Below are 20,969 nucleotides of genomic sequence, written 5' to 3' on the forward strand. Positions count from 1 at the left end.
CACCCCCTATACAAGCCTTGTTCTCCATGTTGATTGGCATGTTTCTCTTCATCATCTTGTTTTCCTCCTTTTTATTTTAAAAAAGACCCCGGGATACGAGACCTTCTTACCATCTTACCAAAACTAATATTTTAATCCAGTATATTCGTCTAACTTGCTTTTTTATTATCATTTGTGGTCATATCTTCCATTTAATAACTTAATTCTTCACATCATATGGTAGATCCATAGAACATTTTAATTACTGCATAAAAAACATTTTATGAATTTTCTTCTCGTATTTTTATTTGCTTTCCTGTATATTTAACTACAAACTTTTATTCAATTTATGCAAATAAGCCTCTACAGACTTTAACACAATAAAGGAGTGCATCGAAAAAGTGTCCACGATAACAAAAGAAACTACAGAGTCCGTTCAAGTTACTGCCGCAGAATATGTTCATTCCGTTTATGAGTCGGTTGTCGCCAGAAATCCGCACGAAGATGAGTTCCATCAGGCTGTCAAAGAAATTCTGGATTCCCTTATTCCTGTTATTGAAGCACACCCCAAGTATAAGAACCATAGTCTGTTGGAACAGCTTGTTGAACCTGAACGTGTAATCACATTCCGTGTCCCATGGGTAGATGATCAGGGCAAAGTTCAGGTTAACCGTGGATTCCGGGTGCAATTCAACAGCGCGATTGGCCCTTACAAAGGCGGACTTCGCTTCCATCCTTCTGTATACTCGGGCATCATCAAGTTCCTTGGCTTCGAACAGATCTTCAAAAATGCTTTGACCGGTCTGCCCATTGGCGGTGGTAAAGGCGGTTCCGACTTCGATCCCAAAGGAAAATCGGATCTGGAAGTCATGCGTTTCACGCAAAGCTTCATGACTGAACTTTACAAATATATTGGTTCCGATACCGATGTACCAGCAGGTGACATTGGTGTAGGTGCACGGGAAATTGGTTACATGTTCGGCCAATACAAACGTATCCATGGCGGGCATGAGGCAGGCGTTTTGACAGGTAAAGGACTGCTGTACGGAGGAAGCTTGGCACGTAAGGAAGCGACTGGCTTCGGCTGTGTGTATTTCGTGAAGGAGATGCTGCAATCCAAAGGGCTCAGCTTCCAAGACAGCACAGTCGTTGTCTCTGGCTCTGGTAATGTATCCATCTATGCCATTCAGAAGGCACAGGAGCTTGGAGCTACAGTCGTGGCGTGTAGTGACTCAGGTGGCTATATACACGATCCACAAGGCATCAACCTGGATACCGTGAAACGTCTGAAAGAGGTTGATCGTCTTCGCATCAGCGAATACATCAAAGAACACCCGCATGCTACATATACCGAAGGTTGTGAAGGCATCTGGTCTATCCCTTGTGATATTGCTCTTCCATGTGCAACGCAAAATGAGATCGATGAAGAAGCTGCGGCCCTTCTAATCAAAGGTGGCGTGAAGGCCATTGGCGAAGGGGCGAATATGCCTTCCACCCTGGCTGCCATTGACGTCTTCCACGGTGCAGGCGTGCTGTTCGGTCCAGCCAAAGCGGCTAATGCCGGAGGTGTAGCCGTGTCTGCTCTTGAAATGTCACAGAACAGCATGCGGTTGTCCTGGTCATTTGAAGAAGTAGACGCCAAGCTGCATGACATCATGAAGAACATCTACACCAGCTGTGTAGAAGCTGCTGAAGAGTATGGCTGTGAAGGCAACCTCGTAGCCGGAGCGAATATCGCCGGTTTCCTCAAGGTAGCGGATTCCATGATTGCTCAAGGTGTAGTTTAATTTAAATACGTGATTCTCCACGATCAAAGGGCGTTCCCATCCATTTGGGTAACTGCCCTTTTTTCCTTGTCTTCAATTGCTCTAAACGCAATGCAATGGTAAAGTGGTACTGACGTAATTCCATCTATTTGTACTATTATAAGGAAGTGTTTACATTGTCTAACCAACCATTTGCCAGCACTGCGAGTCCTCATCTTAGCGCAGACTGTGAGCAATGTTTTGGCCTGTGCTGTGTTGCCTTGCCCTATGGCAAGTCATCTGACTTTGCTTTTGATAAAGCCAGCGGCACACCCTGTCCCAATCTGCGCACGGACAATCGCTGCGGTATCCATACCCAGCTTCGGCAGAAAGGGTTTAAAGGTTGCACGGTATACGACTGTTTCGGAGCTGGACAGAAGCTGTCCCAAGTGACCTACGCGGGCAAAGATTGGCGTGATCATCCAGAGTCTGCAAACGAGATGTTCGATTGTCTGCCTGCCTTGCGACAACTTCACGAGTTGCTCAGTTATATGAAGGAAATGATGATGAGACCGGAGACGTCATCCCTTCACTCGGCATTTGGTGAGTTATATGAGGAGGTTGAGCGCTTGAGCAATCTGGAGCCTGCGGCACTCCTCCGTCTGGACATCGCCAATTATCGGTCCAGTGTGAATCAACTCTTGGTCCAGGCAAGTGAGATGGTACGCGCGAATGTGCCACCCACCGCTCAAGGACAAGGGCAGTCGAAGAAGAGTAAAAAACGTACCGGAAGTGACTTTTTTGGTGCCAATTTAAAAGGGACTGACCTGCGGGGCGCAAGCTTCCGAGGGGCTTTAATGATCGCAGCCGATCTCCGAAATGCAGACACAAGAAATGCGGATTGGATTGGCGCGGACTTGCGGGATACGGATCTGGGCGATGCAGACCTGAGAGGTGGCATCTTCCTGACGCAATCCCAGATTAATGCAGCCAAAGGTAATGTGAATACCAAGTTGCCGGATCATCTTAACATTCCCTCACACTGGGTGTAGGGTGCCATTTCCGCAAGAACATGAGCAGAGCTACAGGCAATATAGTACCTGCCAATTCATATGAATGTATGAATCCTATACAGCAACAGCAAAAAACAGCTCGTCCTATACATCCAAGGACGAGCTGTTTCTATAAAATCACTGGAACGAATCAGAATTATAACAAGTCGCGGCGAAGATCTTCAGCCGATTTTGGAGACAAATGACCGAGCGGAATATCAAATACCGTTTTCGCTCCCTTATGTCCTTCCACGCTCAAACGTTGTGCGGCTCTTGCATACGCTACAAGTACGCTTGCTGTAAATTCAGGATTGCTGTCGAGTTTCAGACCAAATTCAATAATTTGCTTTTGACCAGCACCTGTAACCCCACTGCGAATTACAAATCCACCATGCGGCATACCTTCATGCTCGGATTTCAATTCTTCTTCGCTAATGAACGTTACCGTTGTATCGTAATCTGCAAAATAGTTTGGCATCGACACAATCGTCTCACGGATCTCATCCTGATTAGCACCATCTTCTGCTACCACATAACATTGACGCAGATGTTTTTCGCGTGTAGACAGCTCTGGTGTCTCCCCTGCACGAATGCGGTTGATTACCTCTTCAACAGGTACAGTATACTGTACACCCGCCTTAACACCTGGAACACGACGAATAGCATCCGAGTGGCCTTGGCTCACACCTTTGCCCCAGAACGTGTACTCTTTTCCTTCTGGCAAGATGGACTGTGCAAGCAGACGGTTCATGGAGAACAAGCCTGGGTCCCAACCTGTGGAAATGACACTTACGTGACCGCCTTGCTCTGCCGCAGCATTAACTTCCTTGTAGAATTCAGGAATCTTCGCATGTGTATCGAAGCTATCTACCGTATTGAACAACTTGGCGATGGCTGGTGTCTGCTCTGGAAGGTCGGTTGCAGAACCACCACAGAGGATCATAACATCAACCTTGCCTATGTATTGCTCCGCTGCAGAGATATGCTCAAAACGTACTTCTGTGCTTTCAGCGACCATCTGCTCCGGATTACGACGTGTAAACACAGCAATCAGTTCCAGATCCTCGTTCTGGGAAATGGCTTTCTCTACACCTTTACCCAAGTTACCGTAACCAACAATACCCACTCTAATCATGTTCAATCCTCTCCTGTCTTCTTCTATAGTTGTCTATTACTCTGTTTATAATGATATAACATAACATGTAACCTGTCAGGTTTCCAGTTCGAAATAAAAATACCTTGCAGCGGTGCAGCAATAATGCGGCTCCGTATGCAAGGTATTATGGCGTTCAATCGTTATTTTAGGAAGAAAAAAAAGCAGGAAAGAAAAGTAGCCCTTATCTTCTGCTTATGATTCTGTCCAGGTCAACGTCAGTTCAATGACGCCTTCCTGTCCCGCCAATGTTCCTCCAATCAAGGACCAGACATCCTGCGATTCCGGATCGGTTCCCTGAATGATAATATTTTTGTCATCGATCGTCTGACCTGCATCCGTCAACTTTTTGGCGTTGAAGTAATCTTTATACAGCTGGGATACGGTTTTCATATCTTGTTCAGTGGAGAAAATCACCATGGCCGATTGCTTGCCTTCATTCTCACCAGAATTGGCTAAACGAATCGTAGCATCTTCCGGCAATGGGAAATCACTTGGCAAGTTCTCCGGCAACTCATTGGTTCCAGCAGTCGCTTCCTCAACACGATCTGAATCCGAGTCGGTTGGTGCAGTCGTACCCTCCGTCTCGGTCACTGTACTTGTTGTTGCTTCGCTTGCACCTTCATTAGTCGCTTGTTCACCAGTTCCGGAGGAAGCTTCAGTGTCCACCTTCTCCGTATCACTCGGTTCATCTGCCGCGCTGCTGCAAGCACTCAGGGCCACCATCATCGCCAGTGCGGCACAGGCCAATACATATTTCCTTCTACTCACCATCTGTTACCACTCCTTCTTCTTCATTTTATGTGCTAATCTCGTTCAAACGGCTGGATCACAGGCACCGCATGAACGTTATTCTTAACCCATATCACAGATACAGATAATACACTTAGAGACAATAGACAACTGACTACAAGAATGGACAGGAAGCGGGTGATTACTTTAAACTTTTTCATCCATCCCTCCTCCTCCTGTTCATCATGTATTTGTGGAATCATGTTACTCATAGGTCACTGGACGGTTTCACTAATTTCATGATCTCGGCGGCGACAATATCCGGTTGACTGTTGTGGATACTGTGTGTCGCTTGTGGAACTGTCAGCTGTGTTCCGTGTCTTGACCATGAAGCAAAATTCGCTTGGTCGGCCTGCCAAGCATGACTGTCCTCATCCGACTCCTCCGAACCGGCTGTGAGGATCGTCAGGGGGAAGCCAAACTTCGTTTTGTTCTCAAGCACACACGCTGCATTTGTTCTGGAATTCCGAACCTCTTCCATGACATTGTCATTGTACGCATGTCTCAGCGTGGATATCGTAACGGCTTTTTTCATCGGTTCCGTTACCAGATTTGGGTCAATGACCAGAGATGCCATCATACGATCCGATTGCAGCAATGTTCGTGCGATGCCTGTTTTCACCAGAAAACGGGACCCATCCATCATCCATTCCGGTGTATTCAAGTCTGTACGACTGTAATACTCCGGGCTTCCGCCATCGATCACGACCATGCCAGCCACCTCATCAGGATACCTTTGCGCAAACCGCAGTGTCTCCAGCGCACCCAGGGAGTGACCAACCATGATGTAAGGTGGACGTTGACCGGATGTGCGCAGCAATTGGTGGATCTCTTCCGAGATGGTATCAACATCACGAGGGTCATCCGTATAGTCGCTGTATCCATACCCGAACCGATCATATACCGCAATTTTCACCTGTGATTTCAATTTGTCATATAGCGGACTGAAATCCACATACGGATTGGGTGTACCCCAGCCTGAGGCAAACACCACGGTTACCTCTCCTTTGCCGGCGGTGTAGAGGTGCATGTTGCGACCACTCACTTCATAATACTTGCCTGGCGGGGGATAGGACTTCATATCCTGCGTGGATTGATACGCTTCATACGCTGTACCTGCCAGCAGCAAAAGTCCTGTGGCAAGCATGATGCCTCCCAGCACTTTTAACCCTCTCCGTAACCCCTTCTTCATCTTCTCTACCCCTTACCCCAAAGGTTCATCTATATATGTATGCTTCAATCGTACCCAAGAAATAGCGGGATTGAAACAATCCCGAGTCCAGTTCTTTCCCCAACCAAAGTCCAGTGTCCCTCCCCTACCTGTGACGCAAAAAAAACTGCAAATCTCCCATTCAGGAAACTTGCAGTTCATCTATACTTGTATTCTAAAACTCTTACCTCAATCTATCTCACAACGATCCTTACCTATAGTTGCAAAGTAAGACCCACCGGGCAATGATCACTGCCCATCACGTGGCAGTCGATATGCGCATCTGCCACCTTAGGTGCCAATTGATTGGATACGAGAAAATAATCAATGCGCCAGCCCACGTTCCGTGCTCTAACCTTCGGCATATAAGACCACCAGCTGTATACATCCGTACGATCCGGATACAGATGGCGGAAGCTGTCCACATACCCGGAAGCAAGCAAATCGGTCATCTTGCCGCGCTCTTCAAGGGTAAATCCGGAATTACCCAGATTGGGCTTCGGATTCTTCAGGTCAATCTCCTGATGAGCCACATTCAGGTCTCCACATACGATAACCGGCTTAGTCTGCTCCAATTGCAGAATGTACCCCCGGAATCGATCCTCCCATTCCAGACGGTAAGGCAGCCGGGTCAGATCCCGCTTCGCATTAGGGGTATAGACGTTCACCAGATAAAACTCATCATACTCCAGTGTAATCATCCGTCCTTCCGGCTCGCTGTCCTCCTCCATCCCGTAACGAACGGATAAAGGCTTGATTCGGCTAAATACAGCCGTGCCGGAATATCCTTTTTTGATCGCATAATTCCAATATTGATAAACATCTTCCCCCAGGTCCATCTCAATCTGTCCGGCTTGTAATTTGGTCTCCTGAAGGCAGAAAATGTCCGCCTGACTCTCCTGATAATAATCCATGAATCCTTTGGTCACACATGCCCTTAAGCCATTCACATTCCAGGACACCAGCTTCATATCCTCATCTCCTCACATCTCTCCAATATAGCACGGGCTCATTCAGAGGGACAAGCCTTACGGCTCTGGAATGAGATGGAGTCATTGGAATTCTGATGGGGCTAGGTTGCCTATATTTCGCTTCGTAACTTAGAGAACACCGCAAGGTCAATATATCTGCCTTTCTCAAACTCATGCTGCCGCAGTACACCTTCCTGTTGAAAATCAAGTTTATGTAACAGGCGAATTGACGCCTCGTTCTCCGGTTCAACCTTTGCTTCAATCTTGTTGAGCTGCATGCTTGTGAATCCAAAATGTAACACTGCACGGGCCACTTCCGTCATAACACCGCGGCCCCAGAAAGAGGAACGCAAATCGTATCCAATCTCTGCACGGTTATGTACATCTTCATAGTTCAGGAACCCACAGGTTCCGATCACTTTACGAGTTTCACGGTCTTCAATCATCCAGCGTAAACCCGTGTGTTCCTTGAAAATCTTCGTATACCAATTCATCTCACCCTGTGCATCCTCCACGGATTCAAAGGGAGTGAATGGCATATATTGAACCACAGCTTCATCGGAATATAACGCGAGCAGATCATGGCTGTCTCCAGCCTCGGCTGACCGGAGGATGAATCGTTCTGTCTGAATTAATGGAAATAGATCAAACCTAAATTGCTCACTCATGCGAGGTCTCCTTTGCAACATTCATTGTAGAAGTCCATTTTACTACACTTGCCTTCATCAAGCTTTTACTATTAATATGTTCTATTAAGGCATTACTGTAGAAAAGGATACATAGGAGAGGACGTGCTATTATTACACAATCATATGACGTTATTATCGTTGGAGCCGGCTCCATGGGTATGAGTGCAGGTTATTATCTATCGCGCAGTGGATGCAAAACTTTATTAATTGATGCCTTTGATCCTCCGCATACGGAAGGAAGTCATCACGGGGATAGCAGACTGATGCGCCATGTGTACAGTGGTGGACCTGACTATATCGCCATGGCATTACTTGCACAGAAGTTATGGCACGAGCTGGAGGAAACGACCGGAGACCAACTGTTTGTTCCTTCCGGTGTAATAAATGTGGTTGATCCGGAGACTCATTCCTTCCACAACCGATTGAGCCATGCAGATGATGCAGGTATTCGGTATGAAACGTTGCACGCAGCCGAGGTGATGAAACGCTGGCCAGGCATTACAATACCTGAACATTACGAGGGTATGTATGAGCCTGATGCCGGTTATCTGTATAGCGAACCCTGTATTCGTGCCTTCCGCAAGGCAGCCGAAACTCACGGTGCCACCTTGTTAACGCACACGCTTGTGGAGCATATCGAATACGGACCACATTCCGTTGCAGTTCAGACTTCAGGTGGTGAGACATACCATGCAAATCAAATCATCCTGAGCGCTGGCGCCTGGTTTCAGACATTGAAACCTTTCGTGGATCTCCCGATCCAGGCTGTACGTAAAACGGTTGGATGGTTTGATGCACCAGAAGCCTTGTATGGCGAGGCACACTTCCCCGGTTTTACACTGGCAGGAAAAGAAGGTACATATTATGGATTTCCAAGCATTGGCGGATCAGGTCTGAAGATGGGTCGTCATGATACGGGTCAGGTGTGGACACCAGGAAGTACAATGGCTCCTTTTGGTACGGAAGAAACGGACGAGGGGGATCTGCGCAGGCTGCTCGAACTTCACATGCCTCAGGCAGCAGGAGCATTGAAGCGTGGTAGTGTATGCAAGTATGAATTCACTTCGGATGAAGATTTTATTATCGACCGACACCCTGCCCATGAACGTGTGTGGCTCGCAGGCGGTTTCTCCGGTCATGGCTTCAAGTTTGCAAGTGCCATTGGGCAGATTCTATCCGACTTGGTGCAAACGGGGCACACGGATCAGGATATTGGAAGGTTTGCATTATCCCGTTTTCGTTAAGTACCAGCTGGATGGATGAATATATGTATGTCTAAAATTGCTACTTTCCTTGAGGGTGCAGTGTTGCTTAGAGCACTGCACCTCCAAGAAAAAAGGACACGTAATAACGTTTAATTCATGCGTACTCACACTAATTAACTTTGACTAGGCTCCATTGCTGATTGGCCCCGCCATTGTCGGCCCACTGAATGGTGGAGGCACCTGCGGTCAGAGAACCCTGATTGATGTCAACTGTCAGGCCACTGTTTCGATTCGCAAGTACCACATATCCTCCCACATCAATTGGCAGCCATTGCTGATTGTTGCCCCCGTTATCCTGCCACTGAATCAGAGCGGCTCCGCCTTGTGTAGAACCCGAATTCACATCCAGCAAAAGCCCACTGCCCACATTGCGGATGTTGTAATATCCGTTACCTGCCGACTCCAGCTTCCACTGCTGGTTGGCTGCTCCATTATCATTCCACTGAATGATTGTTGCCCCACCCGTAGAAGAAGCACCGTTAACATCAAGTGCAAGTCCACTGTTGCGGTTGATTAATTTGTAGATGGCCCCGGATTCATATCCTGTACCGCCATTGTAAGTTGCACCGGAAATGACGTAGGTTGTGACCGAATTGGCCTTGGCCGTAGCGGTAAAGGTTTTGTTTTGCACCGAAATATTGGTCAGTTGCTGCAACTTCTCTGTTGAAGAGGTCCGATATACTTGAGCAGACGTGCCTGTGTTCGTAAAACGACTGAGATCATAGGTTACCGTTGTATCCGTCGATTCCGAATTGGTTGTTACCAGCACAACTTTGCCGGAGGCTGCATCATAGGCTGCAAGGGTATTGGCATCATTCATGCCGATAATCTTGTATCCAGGACGAATAAACTTGCTGTAATTGCCCATGACATAGTATTTTTGGTTCACGGTGTAACTGGTCGTTTGTGTATTGTTCAACACGTTCTTGAAGAATCCCCATCCTTCTGCACTATCGACGGCTTGCCAATACACCCATCCACTTGCGCCCATATTGCGAATATCCTTGAGGATGGTCCGTGACATCGTAAGTCCGCTTGCATCTCCGTCTCCATATTCCGAGGTCCACAGATGTTTGCCCGCAGACGTCGCTGTGTTGCGCAAAGCAGTACGATTGCTTCCGCCATACGTATGGGTGTTGATCTGAGTGATCGCTGATTTAACCGCATTGCTGTAGCTGTTGAACGACACATCGGTATCATCGATACTGTATTCTTCCGGTGCGCTCAGCTTTGTGGACAGGCCCTTTGCATTCAACGAAGCTTGTACCTGACTCAGAATTGTGTTCTGATCCGCACGGTCAAAGTGCATGCCCTCCTGGTCATTGCCCTGCTTCCACCATGTCGAGATCGGTTCATTCAGCGGAGTTACACTATCAAATGTGATCCCCCAGTTATCCCGAAAATGCTTCACAACCTCAGTTAAGTAATCGGCAAAATCATCGTAGTAATCGGGCTTGAGGTTGTTACCACCATTGGCCGAACCGGACACATTACCACTGATCGTCATCCAGTAAGGTGCGGAATTCGCAAAAGCTTCGATGACATTCACGCCTTGAGCTTTGGCAGCTTGCAGCATATATCGTTGGTTTGCATCTGCATTCCAGTCATACACGCCGGGAGAAGGCTGGTAACCAGGAACGGCTTTGCGATATTCAAGGATATTGGACGATGGATTATCCCCGCCTCCAATGTTGTACCGCAGGATATTCAGCCCGAGTCCGGTATTCGCGTTGAACATTTTCTCCACATACTCATCCCGATTGGAATATTCTCCAACCACTTTGCCCCACCACGCGAGGGATGTCCCCCATCCTTCCATCGTCTGATATTGCTTCGATGGATCGGCAACAGCCGTATAGGCTCCTGCAGCAGATACCTCTGTGCCCAGACCTAAACTGCTTGTTAGCAGACTTCCTACCAGCAGCAGCGAGCTCATTCGTTTTAACCACTTCATCCGCTTCACTCCTTATGAATTTACACTTGCACTCCGATGTCAGAACAACTTTCCGATCGCTGTTATCCCCAGATTTTTTTAATTATTCTCTAAAAGGGGGAAATCCGGGGATAGCGTATGCTTCCGATGTAGCTTTCTTTCAGAAAGCTTGTAGGCGCACGCTTCGCTTCTTCAAGTTATTTCTGACCTCTCCGTTATCGTGTAAATGTATATTTGTATTTTCCGGAACACAAACACCAATCATTGTGCAACCTCTCGGAAGGTCGAGTCTGACTTATCGAGTGCGGTAACAACAGCTTCCAGTTTCAGCACATTATTATAATGTCTCAGATACAGGTTCGGGTTACTAAACGAGGCATACGATGTCCAACTAGCGTTAGCAAGTCCACTTACACGTTTGAACGTGGCGTCATTTCGGAACGTAGCGCTGCCGTCATTTTTCACGAGTGTGATGTTGCCATTATTATTGCGCAGGAAATAACCCGGATAATTCATGGACTCAAACGAAATGCCTGTTGCATTTGACAGCCCAGGAACGATACGGAATTGTGCATCTTCCGCCGGACTGACATTGGCATCAATCCGTGCCTGATAGTTGTAATGACGAATGAAGCTGCCTGGTACATTGAATGACTCCAACTTGCGGATATCCCCCGGTTGTCCGGACTCTTTCAATACGGTCATATGCCGGACGAGTCCGGTAAGACCTGCAATCTCTTGTTTGGCACCCCAAGTCTGGAAGTTGTCAGCAGAGTCGCTGTAATAATATTTTTGTGTTGCATAGCCGTCAAAGTAGATTCGCCATGAACCATTATCCAGCTGAACAAGCGCCGGACCTTCCACCCAAGAACCCCAACCTGCCCAATCCCCTGTACCTTTAAAGGTATAAGGACCTGTTAGCGAGGTTGCTGTCGCATATTCAATGTATTTGGTGGTCTCGTTCTTGGTAAAAGCATGATAGGTTGAGCCTGTCTTCACGATAAAAGTGTCGATATAATTGGGAGCAATGCCTGCCAGTTCAGTAGGTGCAGACCATGAGGTAGATGTTAGATTGCTACCTGAAGCTGTGAGTACATAAGGTTTGAAATTCTGATAGTTGCCTGGTGAGAGGGACACGATAATGTTCAGACTGCCGTTGCTGTCTTTGAACCATTCTGGTGCCCAGGTGTGTGCAATTGTGGTAGGTGTGGATAATGTAATATTACGGACAAATGTCCAGTTTACCTTATCCGGGCTGGAGGCGATGCCGATGGTGTTACCCGACCAGTTCGTGGTGTAAACAACGTAATATAGACCATCTGTGTGCTTCATGATGCTGGGATCGCGGATCAGATCGGCCGGAGGTGTATAGGCTGGCCCTTTTAGCAAACCATAGTGGGTCGCATTATAGGATTCATAGATATACATATTGGACTCACTTGTGTTCGTAAAAGCGGATATCGTATATACACTTGTTGCTGCTCTGGCTGTATTGGGGAATAACATCGTTAATAGAAGCAATGTTCCAAGCAGCAGAATCATTCCGGCCTTGAAACCTTTGGACTTTCCTACTCCTATTCCTATTCCCTCTTCCTTCTTCGTCAACATTGGGTCATCTCCTTATTCATGAGTGATGAACAGAGGAATACCTTACTGTATTACCAATGACAAAGCGTACCTGGGACTGCCACTGATGAGCAACACCTCACGACTACCTGTTCAAATTCCAATTACATGAAGCATCACTCCCTTCAAAGATCATGGATGAACACTCTTTATATATGTAAACGGTTACAATTAATTAAACTACAAGTGTTACCTTAGTTCGTTGTACCAACCTGATCACCACAGTTCCCCCATTCCCTTAGCTAATTCACTCCGCAAGACTGAATCCAAAGATTCACAAGCTCGAGTTATTTGACTAAGAAAATGAGGTAGTGTGACTGTAGTAAAAAAGGTGAAATGCTGCGCCCAACTCGAACTATCTCGATCCAGTTATTGTTCTCAACTATAGTTGGATCAGTAAGACAGCTAACGATCCATGCATGAACTATTCCACCACAACCCACGGATAACGGGATAACGCATCCAACAGGAATCGTACACGTTCTGGTGTTCTGCCTTCTTCATCGAACAAAAGTAATTCATTCTCTTCCTGTAGCCAAGCTACTGGAATTTTGTAATCCTCTTGCGGACCAATCTGCCAGTAACGGCCCAGATGATGTCCGTTCAGGTGAATGGTTCCTTTGCTCATCCCGGTCAGGCGAAGCATCAGGTTCACTTTATGATGCTCGGAAATAGTAGGTTTCGCGAAACGCCAGCGGTACCAGACCGGCTGACCATACGATCCTCTGACTAGAGTATGATTGGATACAGGGTGAAACTTCTCACTCAATGTAGCACGATTAACCGATTCATTCGTGGTGTGGGGCACCAGATTGGCAGTACAATTGCCACCTGCGGCGATACCAGGCTGTCCTGCACGCTGGATTGACCCCTGTGCTCCAGGATGGATCGATTCCGGTCCTACCTCGTAGCTCTCCCATTGTTGCGGAAGCAATGCATCCGTCCCCGCCATACGCCAATCCTTCAGTTCTCCCTGACTCGGATATGTGATCAGTTCCAGTCGATTCAGCGAAGAGCGGCTATACGGCATTTCCAGTGTATTCGTCTCTCCGGGCTTGATATACAAGGAGATGTCTAACGTCTGGAAGGCAAACCAATCCTGATATCCTTCCATCGGAACTTCGATACCATTGATACGAAGACCTTTACTCAAAGCACCCACAAGAATCGCCCGATCCATGCCATCCAGCGTAAAACTTCTGCTCAGAAGTGGCGCCCCATGTATAGAGTTCACCTCATCGAGATGCACAAGTCCACGCTCCATACGCCAATCCCGACGAATATCCTGAACCTTGCCATCCAGATACACAGCACCAGCCAGACCTTTGCTCTCACCCAAATACGGGGAGAAGTTCAATCTGCCCATATGCTGCACCAGAATCTGAAGTATATTTTTCCCTTTGGCCACCTGCAACTGTACTCCAGCGGCACCTACCTGACGCACTAATGTTTGCTGAACACCATTAACGATGATTCTGGCGGTATCCTGTATATCCGGTAAAATGAGACTGGTAATTCCTTCGGTTAAACTCTCGAAATCACATTCGTACAATAGATAACCAAAATCTTGTCCGTACCGGGAAAAGTCTTCGGGTTGTCCACTCGCCGGACGCTGCTTCGCTCTTAACGTAACACGTGACAACTCTGGAGAATCAGACAATGTCGGCGCACTCGGTAATGTCCACGGAAGCTGCTGCTGTATTCCAGCGATGGACTCCTGACTGACGAGAAACTCGTGACCTGTTAACGTTTGTTCTCCATCGGTCCAGTCACCAAGCAGCGTAATTGTGCGATCGGGATCAGTAATCATGCCCTTGACCTGACCAGATGGCAACACGTCCACGTCGTCAAACCCGATCACATAACGTAGTCCCTTCTGATCTGTTGCTTCCAATCGCCATGTTCGATTCATCGTTTCTTGATCCAGAATGACGAAACGGATCGGTGTGCTGTTTGCTTCCAATTGGATCATTCCCGGCTCTTGGAAATGGAACACATCGAAGCGGTATACGTTCCTGGCTGAATCATGTTCGACCAGCACTTGCACTGTACTGCCCGTGACGTTTAATACCTCGGCTTCCAGTTCAACAACAGAACGCTGCCCGGCAGCCGCCACGATGAACAGAGTCAATTCTCCATTTATCATTTCATTGCCCGTAATCATCGTACCCGCAGTCAGGTATACGTGTTCAGCAATCTGTACTCGATCCAGCAAAGGAACAATCTGTCCTGGATTCAGCGATACGGGAAGAGTACGGCCTTCCTCCAAAGTAATGTGCATCGTCTCGCGTTCATCCTTGTGACTCTCCAGGAACCAAATCTTCTGGTTGTCAGCCTGTCTGCCTCGTACAGATATGCCTTCAGGATGACGTACAACGATCTGTTCTTCTGGAATTTCCTCTGTTTCCATCAGAAGGGCCCCGAAAGCATGGACGAAATAGGACAAATTCTTGGTTACTGCATATTTCGGTGTCACCCGTCCATATTCGTTCAGCGGTGCATCATAGTCATAGGACGTAATCATGAAGATGTCACTGCTACCCATCGTTCTGCCGCCATATCCACCAAAGTTCGTGCCACCATAGAACATATAATGACTGATTCCGGTATACCCGGCACGCAAAATCTCCATGATACGTCTCTCCAGCAAAGGCGCCGTCTTCTGAATGGCTGAAGGCCCTCCCCAATTCTCGAACCATCCGGTCCAAAATTCAGTGACCATCTTCGGGGTGTCCGGCTGTTTGACTCGAAGTTTCTCATAATGCCCGTCAGCACCTGACCAGAAATTAGCCCCTTCAATTGTGCCTTCCGCCCCGCCAACGCAAGTGATCAGCGTAGCGTCAATGCCACGTTGCAACAATCCATCCCTCAGTGTATTCATATGGTCACTTGCAGCAGCGTCATCCATCAAATACCCGTACTCATTCTCCACCTGTACGAGAATAACCGTACCCCCGGCCGATAACTGGCGTTCCCGAATGATCGGCACAATCCGGTCAAAATACAAATTCACATAGTTCAGATACGTCTCATTATTTTCCCGGAATTTTACGCCGTCCTTCGTACCAAGCCAGTATGGAAAACCGCCAAAATCCCATTCTGCACAGATAAACGGACCCGGACGCGCGATGACCCACATGCCCAGTTCTGCGCACAAATCCAGAAATGCTCCGCAATCGTTGTCCCCTTCAAAGGACCACTGTCCTTCTTCCGGTTCATGCACATTCCACGCAAAGTAAGTGTCGATGCAGTTCATGCCTGCCAGCTTCGCCTTCAGCAGAACCTCACGCCATTCCTCCTTTGGCATACGGAAATAATGGATCGTGGCACTGTTCAGAAATACACGCTTTCCGTTTAGGAAAAAGCTGCGTGCATCGTATGTTAATTCAGATAGAACACCGTTCTCAGCCCTTGCGATGTTCTTCGCCTGTTCCTGCAGCAAAAGGGATGCTTTCTCTGTCAAAGTTATCCCCTCCTTCTCTTTATTTAGGTTCATATGTCCTGTGATTCATTTAAAATATAAGTTCAACTAATGAATGTTTACACTGGCACTCCGATGACAGAATAACCTTCCAATCGCTGTTATCCCCAGATTTTTTTGATTCCCTTTTCTCAAAGGGAAAATCCGGTGATAAAGGCGAACGCTTCGCTTTTTCAGGTTTTTTCTGTCCTCTCCATTTCTGTGTAAATGATTAGTTCAAAATGATATTGTTCATATTCATACCAGCACTCAGATGACCGAACAACCTTCCGAGTGCTGCTATCAGTTCGCCTGCAACGTCACGCCTTCCAGTACAACGGTTGTGATGGAATTGTCTGCCGTAGGTACCTCCAGTCCGTTGGCATACACCGGGATGTCTTTCTGCTGTTCCATGTTCCGTTCCGGTGAAGTTTGATACACCTGCGCGGTGGCTGATTTTCCATACGTATACCCTGCCAGTTCAAACGCTGTTGTACCCGCTGACAATTCGTTACGAATCACTAGCACCAATCTCTGGTGTTCCCCGTCGTAGGCAGCCAGCGTGCGTCCACCATCGGTTGGAATAATTGTCGCGCCGGGACGAATGAACTTTGTGAACTGGGCCATGCCATAATACTGTTTGGTCATCTCATACTGCTCTTCTCCGTTGAAATTGGCATGAATGAAGCCCCAGTTATTATTGGCGCCTTCATCTTCAACGGCCTGCCAGTATACCCAGGCGGATGGCTGCATGATTTTCAGATCAAACATGATCCGCTCCGCCAATTCTTGCACCGAGGTCATATCCTCATGACTGTGCGGCTCGCTGCCGCCGGTTCCGTACTCGGACATCCACAACTTTTTACCCTGGCGTTCTGCCAGCGTGCGCAGCTCTTCCATTTTGCTACCATTATAGGAGTGAGTATTGATCTGCTGGATTACGTCCAGCGTGTCCTGATCATAGAGGTTGAAATTAAACACCGTCTCATCAATGCTGTTATCGTCCGCGGCACTAATGACGGTTCCATCCAGTCCTTTGCTCTTCAACGATGCAGCAACTTTCTTGATAATCTCGGCCTGTTTCTCATTGGTAAAATGACTACCTTCCTGCATATTGCCCTTCTTCCACCAGTCGGAGGAAGGTTCATTGAGTGGATTCAGTGTGCGGAAGGTGATCCCCCACTCGTCCCGATAATGCTTCACGACTTCAGTCAAATAATCGGCAAACGCATCATACTGGTCGTCACGCAGATTATTGCTGCCATCCACAGCTCCGGTAACGGATCCACTGATCGTCATCCAGTAAGGTGGTGAATTGGAGAATGCTTCGGCAATGTTCACACCACGCTCCATCGAACCTTGTAATACAGCACGCTGACCTGCATCAGCATCCCAGTCCCACTCTCCAGGTTCAGGCTGGAAGCCAGGTACATCCCCGCCGGGACGAAGAGCTTTCATGTCTGGATTTTCCTCACCGCCAATATTGTAACGAACGATGTTCAGACCTAATCCTTTCTCCGGATCAAAGACCAAATCCATCACTTCACTCACCTTCGCCTGATCCTTCCATCCACCAAGATTATTGGCCCACCAAGCAAGTGACGTACCCCAACCTTCAAAATGATCATAGGATTGATCCAGCTTCAGACGTACTGGTTCCCCTTGGAACTCAAGTGTTTTGGATGATTCATTGGCAAAATGATTGATAACAATTCCTCCTCCTGCCAGCAGCGCAATCAGAGCGACACCCATGAGGATATAACTCCGTTTGCCTCTGCTGCGTTGTTCTTTATGCGCCATGGGCTATACAATCCTTTCTCCATGTACGTTGATTACTCCATTGACCTTGAACATCAGGTTCAATACATACAACCACTACAGACACCTCGGTTACTTGATTCCGCTACTTCCGCCGCTAATGTTCGCTTCATAGACATAACGTTGTCCGAACAGATATACCAGCACCATCGGAATGGTGAGAAACAGGGAAGCAATCATCACGAGGTTCCATGGCGGCATCTGCCCGCCACCTACCGTAGTCAACAGCTGCACTCCAAGTGCCAGCGGCATTTTTTCCGGATCATTGATATAGATGAGCGGTCCCATGAAGTTGCCCCAGTTATAGGAGAACGAGAAGATCGCAATAGCCGCAAGTATCGGATAAGTCAGTGGCATGATGATCTTCCAGTAGATTCCCGGGTGTCCCATACCATCGATCATGGCGGCTTCATCCAGTGATTTTGGAATACTCATGACAAACTGCCGAATCAGAAATACGTTGAACGCTCCGGCGAAGAAACTCGGCACGATCAGCGGGTAGAATGTATTAATCCAGTCCAGATGACGGAAGATGATGAACTGCGGTACCATCGTAACCTCACCCGGAATCATCATCGTACTGAGCAACACAATAAACAGGAAACGGCTTCCTTTTGCTTTGATTCGGGCAAAGCCGTAGGATACGATCGAAGCTGATAATACCGATCCGACAATCGTAAAGATGGTAATGATAACCGAGTTTTTGAGATATGTTCCAAGATTGTTATTCGTGAAGATGGTATAAAAGTTCGACCATTGGAACTCCATTGGAACAAAGGTAAAGGCTGATTTGACGGTTGTTGCGTCACTTGCCAGTGCAATGGAGATCATGTACAGGAAAGGCGAAGCAAGCAGCACCCCGACCAGAATCAGAAAAATATAGGATATCGTCTTCTCCACAGTCGATGGATTACTCATTGGCTTTTCCCTCCTCGTAGTGCACCCACAGCGCCGATGAACGGAATACAACCAGTGTCAACGCCATGATGATGATGAATAGTACCCAGGCAATCGCCGATGCATATCCCATTTTGTAGAATTGGAACGCATTCTGGAATAGGTAGGGAACGACCATCTGACTTGAATTATCAGGTCCACCGGCAGTGACGATGAATACCTGTGCGAAGGTCTGGAGCGCTCCAATCATGCCAGTCACGAGATTGAAGAAAATGACGGGAGTTAGCATTGGGAATGTAATATGGAAGAACGATTGTGTACTCTTCGCTCCATCAATGGCAGCGGCCTCGTACAGCTCCTGCGGAATGCCTTTCATCCCTGCAAGCAGCAATACCACGCCACCACCTACACCCCATAAGGACATGAGAATCAATGCAGGCTTAACCCAGTTCGGATCAAGAAGCCAGGCGGGACCCTGAATACCGAAGATCGCAAGTGCCTGGTTGATCAAACCTTCCGTCGGCGCAAGCAAGTGGATGAAGAGCAATGAACTCGCAACCACCGGAACAACCGACGGCAGATAGAACAGAATACGGAAGAAGGTGATCCCTTTGATTTTTTTGTTGAGGTAATATGCAATCCAGAGCGAGATCGACATGCCCAGCGGAATGGATATTAGCGCATAGAAGAATGTATTGCCGACAGATTTCCAGAAGATCGGATCATCGGTCAGTAACGTTTTGTAATTGTCGATACCGATGAATTCAGGGGACTGGAACAGATCCCAATTCGTGAAGCTCATATAGATGGAAAACAGGATCGGACCCAGAGTCAGCCCCAGAAACCCGATCAGCCAAGGCGAGATGAAGATGTAGAACCATTTCCCGTCCTTTTTTCTCACGTTAAGCCCTCCCATGACGCAGAGAGCAGATGGAACCCGCATTCACGCCGATTCCACCTGTCCTGCTGTCGCTGCTATTTGTGCATGTTCAGAAAAAACCTCTATTTGTAGAGTCTTTCCAGTCCACTCTGAATTTCGGTTACGGTATCATCAAGCGAGGCTTTGTTGTTGAAGTATACACCCAGCTTATCGTTAATGAGCTTCATCATTTCGTTCCATTGCGGGTTGAATGGTTCTGCATAGATCGTTGATTCACTGAACGCAGCCATGTTGATTTTTTTGCCACCGTATTCAGCATTCAGGAATTCATCACTGGACAGACCCGCTTTGGTTGCAGGAGCATCCTGACCGGCTTTGACCATTGGCATCTGTGCTTCCGGTGTGGTCAGTGCTTCGATGACTTTGAATGCTTCTTCCTTGTGTTTGGATGCGTTGGTAATCGTTAACCCGTTGAAGAATGCGTTGGTTTCGCCCCATACCGGAGAGATATCCCAATTAATGCCTTCCACCTTGGCAAGTGAACCGATGTTCCAGAACCCTGTCGTTTCCATGGCGATCTTGCCTTGCGCGAACAGCGGATCAGCTCCGATATTCCCCATGTCGGCAATCTCGGTTGGCGTTGGTCCCGCACCGTGTGTGAAGGTCAGGTCATTCATGAATTGTAATGCTTTCCGCACAGGCTCTGTATTGAAGGTTGGTTTGCCACTCTCATCGAATAGTGAGCCACCGTTCTGGTAGATCAGCTGCATCCATTGCGGCCACCAGCTACCCGGATAGTAACCCCATTGAGTCGTTTTTCCGTTCTCCTTCACCGTCAGCTTCTGAGCTGCTGCCATCAGATCATCCTGCGTCCAATCTTTGGTTGGATATTCCACCCCAGCCTTGTCGAACAGATCTTTGTTATAAAAGAGGACCATCGCGCCTGCCCGATCCGGCAAACCAAATTGTTTGCCATCATACTTCATCAGGTTGGCAATATCATCGGAATAACGCTCGGACATGTTCACATTGTTCGCCTGAATCATGTCATCCAGCGGTATAATCTGATTCTTGGAGGCGTAAGCCTGATAGTTCTCGGCAATCATCATGATGTCCGGTGCCGTTCCTCCGGCGATCATGGTCTGTACCTTCTGGTCATAATCTCCTGCAACCACGTTCAGCTTCACGTTAATATCGGGATACGTCTGCTTCACAATGTCGAGTCGTTCCTGATAAATTTTCTTCTCATCTTCTGAGCCCCAGATTGTCATGCTCAAATCAACCTTGCCACCGGACTCACCGGAAGAACCGTTTTTACTTCCGCTGCTACAGGCTGTCAGACCCATTACCATGACCAGCATCAATAACGAAATGACCTTTAAACTTCTTCTCATACGTTACGCCCCCTTGATATAATGAATGGATGACTACACTGAAACCCGTTTCATGAAATGGGTTTCATTAAGCTGAAACATAAAACCCGTTCCACTTTATGAAAG

The 20,969-nt window shown here is 47.6% G+C and carries 16 protein-coding genes; 3 read left to right on the forward strand and 13 right to left on the reverse strand.

Features of this window, described 5'->3' with window-relative positions; translation table 11 throughout:
- Positions 1-380 precede the first annotated feature (380 nt).
- Both gdhA and MKY95_RS25225 read left to right on the forward strand, forming a co-directional pair.
- Positions 381-1,766, forward strand: coding sequence for an NADP-specific glutamate dehydrogenase (gene gdhA, locus MKY95_RS25220; RefSeq protein WP_174806476.1), 1,386 nt, complete (start codon positions 381-383; stop codon positions 1,764-1,766).
- A 155-nt stretch (positions 1,767-1,921) separates the two neighbouring features.
- A complete protein-coding gene (locus tag MKY95_RS25225; RefSeq protein ID WP_076318751.1) occupies positions 1,922-2,776 on the forward strand; it encodes a pentapeptide repeat-containing protein in 855 nt (284 codons plus the stop codon).
- Between the two features lie 157 nt (positions 2,777-2,933).
- Here MKY95_RS25225 and MKY95_RS25230 read toward each other — a convergent pair whose 3' ends face one another.
- The 6 genes from MKY95_RS25230 to MKY95_RS25255 all read right to left on the reverse strand — a co-directional run bounded on the left by MKY95_RS25230 (position 2,934) and on the right by MKY95_RS25255 (position 7,570).
- A complete protein-coding gene (locus MKY95_RS25230) occupies positions 2,934-3,917 on the reverse strand; it encodes a diaminopimelate dehydrogenase (RefSeq protein ID WP_076318750.1) in 984 nt (327 codons plus the stop codon).
- Between the two features lie 207 nt (positions 3,918-4,124).
- Positions 4,125-4,703, reverse strand: coding sequence for a hypothetical protein (locus MKY95_RS25235; protein WP_076318749.1), 579 nt, complete (start codon positions 4,701-4,703; stop codon positions 4,125-4,127).
- 32 nt (positions 4,704-4,735) lie between these two features.
- On the reverse strand, positions 4,736-4,882 hold the full coding sequence (locus MKY95_RS25240; RefSeq protein WP_165790037.1) for a hypothetical protein: 147 nt from the start codon (positions 4,880-4,882) through the stop codon (positions 4,736-4,738).
- A gap of 47 nt (positions 4,883-4,929) precedes the next feature.
- Positions 4,930-5,913, reverse strand: coding sequence for an alpha/beta hydrolase (locus tag MKY95_RS25245; RefSeq protein WP_076318748.1), 984 nt, complete (start codon positions 5,911-5,913; stop codon positions 4,930-4,932).
- 233 nt (positions 5,914-6,146) lie between these two features.
- Positions 6,147-6,902, reverse strand: a complete 756-nt coding sequence (locus tag MKY95_RS25250; RefSeq protein ID WP_076318747.1) for an exodeoxyribonuclease III — start codon at positions 6,900-6,902, stop codon at positions 6,147-6,149.
- Between the two features lie 110 nt (positions 6,903-7,012).
- On the reverse strand, positions 7,013-7,570 hold the full coding sequence (locus MKY95_RS25255; RefSeq protein WP_076318746.1) for a GNAT family protein: 558 nt from the start codon (positions 7,568-7,570) through the stop codon (positions 7,013-7,015).
- A gap of 131 nt (positions 7,571-7,701) precedes the next feature.
- Between MKY95_RS25255 and solA the strand changes: the two genes are divergently transcribed.
- Complete coding sequence (gene solA, locus MKY95_RS25260; protein ID WP_143781054.1) at positions 7,702-8,835, forward strand: N-methyl-L-tryptophan oxidase; 1,134 nt, start codon at positions 7,702-7,704, stop codon at positions 8,833-8,835.
- Between the two features lie 130 nt (positions 8,836-8,965).
- Here solA and MKY95_RS25265 read toward each other — a convergent pair whose 3' ends face one another.
- The 7 genes from MKY95_RS25265 to MKY95_RS25295 all read right to left on the reverse strand — a co-directional run bounded on the left by MKY95_RS25265 (position 8,966) and on the right by MKY95_RS25295 (position 20,864).
- Positions 8,966-10,810, reverse strand: coding sequence for an RICIN domain-containing protein (locus MKY95_RS25265; RefSeq protein ID WP_076318744.1), 1,845 nt, complete (start codon positions 10,808-10,810; stop codon positions 8,966-8,968).
- A 240-nt stretch (positions 10,811-11,050) separates the two neighbouring features.
- Positions 11,051-12,397 (reverse strand): glycoside hydrolase family 43 protein, encoded by a 1,347-nt coding sequence (locus MKY95_RS25270; RefSeq protein WP_076318743.1) that lies wholly within the window; start codon positions 12,395-12,397, stop codon positions 11,051-11,053.
- 442 nt (positions 12,398-12,839) lie between these two features.
- Positions 12,840-15,878, reverse strand: a complete 3,039-nt coding sequence (locus MKY95_RS25275; RefSeq protein ID WP_076318742.1) for a beta-galactosidase — start codon at positions 15,876-15,878, stop codon at positions 12,840-12,842.
- Between the two features lie 300 nt (positions 15,879-16,178).
- The gene (locus MKY95_RS25280) at positions 16,179-17,675 is read right to left on the reverse strand and encodes a glycoside hydrolase (protein ID WP_081746080.1); all 1,497 of its coding nucleotides are present in this window, start codon (positions 17,673-17,675) and stop codon (positions 16,179-16,181) included.
- Between the two features lie 90 nt (positions 17,676-17,765).
- The gene (locus tag MKY95_RS25285) at positions 17,766-18,611 is read right to left on the reverse strand and encodes a carbohydrate ABC transporter permease (RefSeq protein ID WP_036617294.1); all 846 of its coding nucleotides are present in this window, start codon (positions 18,609-18,611) and stop codon (positions 17,766-17,768) included.
- Entirely contained in the window at positions 18,604-19,491 is an 888-nt protein-coding gene (locus tag MKY95_RS25290) for a sugar ABC transporter permease (RefSeq protein ID WP_036668619.1), read from the reverse strand. The genes MKY95_RS25285 and MKY95_RS25290 overlap by 8 nt, the downstream gene beginning before the upstream one ends.
- Positions 19,492-19,592: 101 nt before the next feature.
- Positions 19,593-20,864, reverse strand: coding sequence for a sugar ABC transporter substrate-binding protein (locus MKY95_RS25295; protein WP_076252824.1), 1,272 nt, complete (start codon positions 20,862-20,864; stop codon positions 19,593-19,595).
- Between the last annotated feature and the right edge of the window lie 105 nt (positions 20,865-20,969).

It is taken from the genome of Paenibacillus sp. FSL P4-0176, assembly GCF_037975265.1.
Classification (GTDB): Bacteria; Bacillota; Bacilli; order Paenibacillales; family Paenibacillaceae; genus Paenibacillus; species Paenibacillus amylolyticus.

What these genes read in the sequence shown, in the direction of transcription:
- MKY95_RS25235 (WP_076318749.1), bottom strand. Translation starts at nt 4,703, where the DNA reads ATGGTGAGTAGAAGGAAATATGTATTGGCCTGTGCCGCACTGGCGATG.
- MKY95_RS25240 (WP_165790037.1), bottom strand. Translation starts at nt 4,882, where the DNA reads ATGAAAAAGTTTAAAGTAATCACCCGCTTCCTGTCCATTCTTGTAGTC.
- MKY95_RS25245 (WP_076318748.1), bottom strand. Translation starts at nt 5,913, where the DNA reads ATGAAGAAGGGGTTACGGAGAGGGTTAAAAGTGCTGGGAGGCATCATG.
- MKY95_RS25250 (WP_076318747.1), bottom strand. Translation starts at nt 6,902, where the DNA reads ATGAAGCTGGTGTCCTGGAATGTGAATGGCTTAAGGGCATGTGTGACC.
- MKY95_RS25255 (WP_076318746.1), bottom strand. Translation starts at nt 7,570, where the DNA reads ATGAGTGAGCAATTTAGGTTTGATCTATTTCCATTAATTCAGACAGAA.
- MKY95_RS25265 (WP_076318744.1), bottom strand. Translation starts at nt 10,810, where the DNA reads ATGAAGTGGTTAAAACGAATGAGCTCGCTGCTGCTGGTAGGAAGTCTG.
- MKY95_RS25270 (WP_076318743.1), bottom strand. Translation starts at nt 12,397, where the DNA reads ATGTTGACGAAGAAGGAAGAGGGAATAGGAATAGGAGTAGGAAAGTCC.
- MKY95_RS25280 (WP_081746080.1), bottom strand. Translation starts at nt 17,675, where the DNA reads ATGGCGCATAAAGAACAACGCAGCAGAGGCAAACGGAGTTATATCCTC.
- MKY95_RS25285 (WP_036617294.1), bottom strand. Translation starts at nt 18,611, where the DNA reads ATGAGTAATCCATCGACTGTGGAGAAGACGATATCCTATATTTTTCTG.
- MKY95_RS25295 (WP_076252824.1), bottom strand. Translation starts at nt 20,864, where the DNA reads ATGAGAAGAAGTTTAAAGGTCATTTCGTTATTGATGCTGGTCATGGTA.